Source organism: Corallococcus exercitus (genome assembly GCF_003611585.1).
GTDB lineage: Bacteria > Myxococcota > Myxococcia > Myxococcales > Myxococcaceae > Corallococcus > Corallococcus exercitus.
In genome coordinates, this window is record NZ_RAVW01000636.1 from 1 (window position 1) to 3,664 (window position 3,664).

The window sequence follows — 3,664 nt, forward strand, 5'->3', positions numbered from 1 at the left end:
TGCGCTGGATCATCTGCCGGCCCACTTCGCCGTAGTGCGTCTCCCAGGGGTCCCACAGTCCGACGGCGCCCAGGTAGGGCACGAAGAGCAGCGCCGCGAAGCCCGCGGTCGCCAGGACCACGCGCGTGCTGAAGGACAAGGCCAGCCACTTCTTCGCCCAGCCCGTCGTCAGGGTGTCCTCACCCAGGATGGCCTGGGTGAAGGTCGCTTCCCCCTGCGAGTTCTTTTCGCCGTCGCTTGCCACGCGCGCGTGCTCCTTCGTCGTCCGGGACGGGCCCACCGTGCACCACCTGGGGCCGGGGGGCTTATACCCCCACCACCCCCGTCGGTCGACCGACCTGGAAGGGGGTGCGTCGTTCTCGCGCCAGCGCGCGGCCTCCGTGTGCACAGGTGCTGTGCAGGCGCCTGCACAGCCGCACGGGCAAGTCCGCGGAAGCCCGTCCTCCAGCCAGGGGCACGGGCCTTGTAAGGGCTCCCATCACGAAGCCTGACCGCGTGGCCGGAGCGCGGCGGGCCGCTCATGAGGAGCAGTGATGCTGGTTTCAGCGGTGACCCTGGGATGTGCCCTCCTGCTCGGGCAGGTGGAGGTGCCGGAGGTGGCGGGGCCCGAAGCTCCGGTCGAAGCGCCGGTGGAAGCAACACAGGCCGCGACGATTGAGCCGCCCGCGACGCCGGAGCCGTGGGACTTCCAGATGGCCGTTCCAAACGCGTCGTCTCCCCAGCAACCGTATGACGGGCAGGTGCTGTGCCTCACCCTGCCGCCCACGCCTGCCGTGCCTTCCGGGCAGTGGCGCGCCCGCTGCGACGAGGCGAAGAAGGAGTGCCTGGTGTCGCCCGCGAATGAGCTGGACGCGGAGGGCCACGAGAACGACCAGCCCCTGCAGCGGGTGGACTGGTGCGTGTCGCACTTGATGCCCCCGGAGAAGGCGCGCGAGTACCACCTGGTGCCCGCCATCGCGGAGGCGCCGCCGGGCTGGTACCGCGACGAGCGCGGGCGCGTGCTCCAGTACAACTTCGACCTGCACCGGCGCGTCTACCTGGGCGGAGCGTGGGCGCCGCGATGGCTGCGCGGGACGGACGGCGTGGACGAACGCGTACGGGTGGACTTCGGCGTGGACCTGGAGTGGCCCGGCGACTCCGACCGACTGCACCGGATGACGCTCCTGGACACGGAGCTGTACCTGGGAGACGCGGCCTCCTACGAGGCCACGCTCCTGCGCTACGACTTCCGCAGCCAGAACGACGCGCCCCTCTTCCGGGTGACGACCTTCTACGGCCGCCCCCGGCGCTTCGACGTCTACGCCAACCTGGGCTTCTGGATGGAGGTGCTCCACGGCGAGCAGGTGCGCCGCGAGGACGTGCACGCGGACTTCCTCTCCCTGGCCGCGGCCGACGTGACGCTGGACCTGTGGCATTCGAGCGACCTCGTGTCCTACGTGCGCGTGCGGGCGGGCCCCGCCGTGGAGCGCGACCGGACGAACGGCTTCTTCACGCTCGTTCCCGCGGCGGCGCTGGAGGGGGACTTCACGCTGGACCGTGACGGCTTCCACCACGTGCGCTTCGGCGCGGAGGCCCAGAAGGTGCTGCTCGCGGAGAGCGTGGAGGGCCGGCCGCTACGTCCGGAGCGGCTGCGGCTGCGCGCGGGCTACGAGGTCATCCTGCTGGCCATCAACGACCAACCCGTGAGCCTGCTGCTGGACGGACGCGGAACGTGGCGCGACGACGTGGCGAACGCACCCGCGGGATGGGAGTGGTCCGCGCAGGCGGGCCTGCGCTTCTCGCTGTGGGCTCCGGCGAGAAGGTCCGCGCCGACGTCGTCCCCAGGGAAGGGCTAGGCCCGGCATGGTGGCGCTCGCGCTGGCATTGCTCCTGGGCACCGTGCCCGGCCTGTCGTGTGAGGGCCGGACGGCGGACGGTGAGATGTTCCCCACCTGCTTCGACCCCGGCACCGGCTGGGTGCTGGGCACTTCGCTGCGCGTGCAGGACGACACGCAGGCGCTCGCCGTGCGCACGGGGTTCCTGGTGCGCGCGGACCGTTCGAGCGGCAGCAAGGCGGACTCGCTGTGGTTCGACTCGCACCGGCTGATCATGACGGAGGCCTGGGGCGGCGAGAGGAAGGGGCTGACCTTCACCGCCTACGAGGGCCTGCTGCGCAGGCACGTGGAGGAAGGCTCCATCCTCGTCTCCATCGGGCGGCCCCGGCGCATCCCCTTCCCGTTCGACGTGGCGCTCGCCGCGCGCGCGGCGCACCTGGAGCGGCGCACCTGGGAGGGCTCGGGCTGGACGCTGGAGACCGGCCGCGTGGGGCTGCTGTTGGATCCGCTTCGCACGAACACCGAATGGGGCTGGCTGGCCGTGGGCCCCGCCGCGAGCCATACCCTGCGCCATTCGCCGGACGTGACCCGGAACGAGGTGTCCCCCTTCACGTCCCTGCTGCTCGACGCGGGCTGGGAGACGCGGGATGGGCGCTGGGCGCTGCGCGCGACGGGGCTCGCGGGCTGGAGCTTCGAATTCGATGGGGGCGCCCACTTCCGGGCGCGCGGCGAGGTCGCGCTGGAGCACGTGCTCCTCGCGGTCAACGACGCACCGGTGCTCGTGCGGCTCACGGCCACGGGCGTGAAGAATGACGCGGGGCTCTTCCGGCGCGACGAAGGGATGCTGGGCGCGGGGCTCGCGGTGCGCCCGTTCGGCGCGCGATGAAGCGACGCACCCTCGCGCGGCTCAAGCCCCGCCCCTGGCGTCATCCCATGTCCGGCTAGGGACCCGACGGTTCGAGCGCGGCCTTCAAGGCGCCCTCGGCCGCGCGCAGCCGCGCATCCCGCGGATCCACGCGGCGGGCCTCCTCCAGCCGCAGCAGGGCCCCGGCGGTGTCCCCTCGCGCCAGGGCGCAGCGCACACCTGCCTCCAGCGCGCCCGTGTCGGACGGCCCGTACACCCGCGCCTCCGCCGCCGCGTGACAGCCCTCCTCCACCTGCCCGGATTCGAAGTACGCACGGGCCAGCTCCACGCGGGTGTCCACCTGCGTCGGCGCCAGCCGCACCGCCGACGCCAGGGGCTCCACCGCGTCCGCCGCCAGCCCCCACCTCCGCAGCGAATGCCCCAGCTCGCGCAGCGGTCCCGCGACCCCCGGCACCAGCAGCGCCCGTGCGCGGGCCACACGCAGGCTCGCGGGCTCCTCGAAGCGCACGTCCGCCGTCATCCGCTCCACCACCCGCGCATAGGCCGGATAGGCCTGTGGCCAGGTGAAGACGAGCCGGTACACCCACTCTCCGCGTGGCACGAACCACGCCACCAGGTGCGTCCGCCTGCCCGCCCCGTCCAGCTCCGCGCGGATCCGCTGCGCGGGCCGCCCCCCCAGCGACGCGGGCTCCACGGCGCCCACCGTCACTGTGCGCCCCTCGGGCCCCGCCCTGCCGGGCACCAGCGATTCGTCCAGGAAGTGCCGGGCCTGCGCGGAGCCGTCCCCCGGCTCACCCGCCTCGATGGCCTCCGCCGTGAGCGTGGCCCGTCCCAGGCCCGTCAGGCCGTTGGAGAAGGCCCGCCGGCCCTGGCCATCCTCCTCGCGGCGCCACCCTTCCGGCAGCGCCACCGCCACCCCGAAGCCGTCGTCGCGCTCCACCCGCCACCCCGACCGCTCCGTCACCACCACCGCCGCGCCCAGCAC

General features: G+C 73.3%; 3 protein-coding genes and 1 pseudogene. 2 read left to right on the forward strand and 2 right to left on the reverse strand.

Going from position 1 to position 3,664, the window contains the following annotated elements; all coding sequences use genetic code 11:
- Positions 1–244, reverse strand: a pseudogene (locus tag D7W79_RS40015) (ArnT family glycosyltransferase); the annotation flags it as partial.
- 289 nt (positions 245–533) lie between these two features.
- On the opposite strand from D7W79_RS40015, the gene D7W79_RS40020 reads away from it, so the two are divergent.
- On the forward strand, positions 534–1,835 hold the full coding sequence (locus tag D7W79_RS40020; RefSeq protein ID WP_120530465.1) for a hypothetical protein: 1,302 nt from the start codon (positions 534–536) through the stop codon (positions 1,833–1,835).
- Between the two features lie 7 nt (positions 1,836–1,842).
- The gene (locus tag D7W79_RS40025) at positions 1,843–2,700 is read left to right on the forward strand and encodes a hypothetical protein (protein WP_120530466.1); all 858 of its coding nucleotides are present in this window, start codon (positions 1,843–1,845) and stop codon (positions 2,698–2,700) included.
- 55 nt (positions 2,701–2,755) lie between these two features.
- Here the strand turns inward: D7W79_RS40025 and D7W79_RS40030 are convergent.
- On the reverse strand, positions 2,756–3,664 hold a 909-nt coding region (locus D7W79_RS40030), incomplete at its 5' end, for a tetratricopeptide repeat protein (protein WP_369127258.1).

Bases quoted from the DNA above. Each gene is read 5' to 3' on its own strand.
- D7W79_RS40025 (WP_120530466.1), top strand. From the start codon at position 1,843: ATGGTGGCGCTCGCGCTGGCATTGCTCCTGGGCACCGTGCCCGGCCTG.
- D7W79_RS40020 (WP_120530465.1), top strand. From the start codon at position 534: ATGCTGGTTTCAGCGGTGACCCTGGGATGTGCCCTCCTGCTCGGGCAG.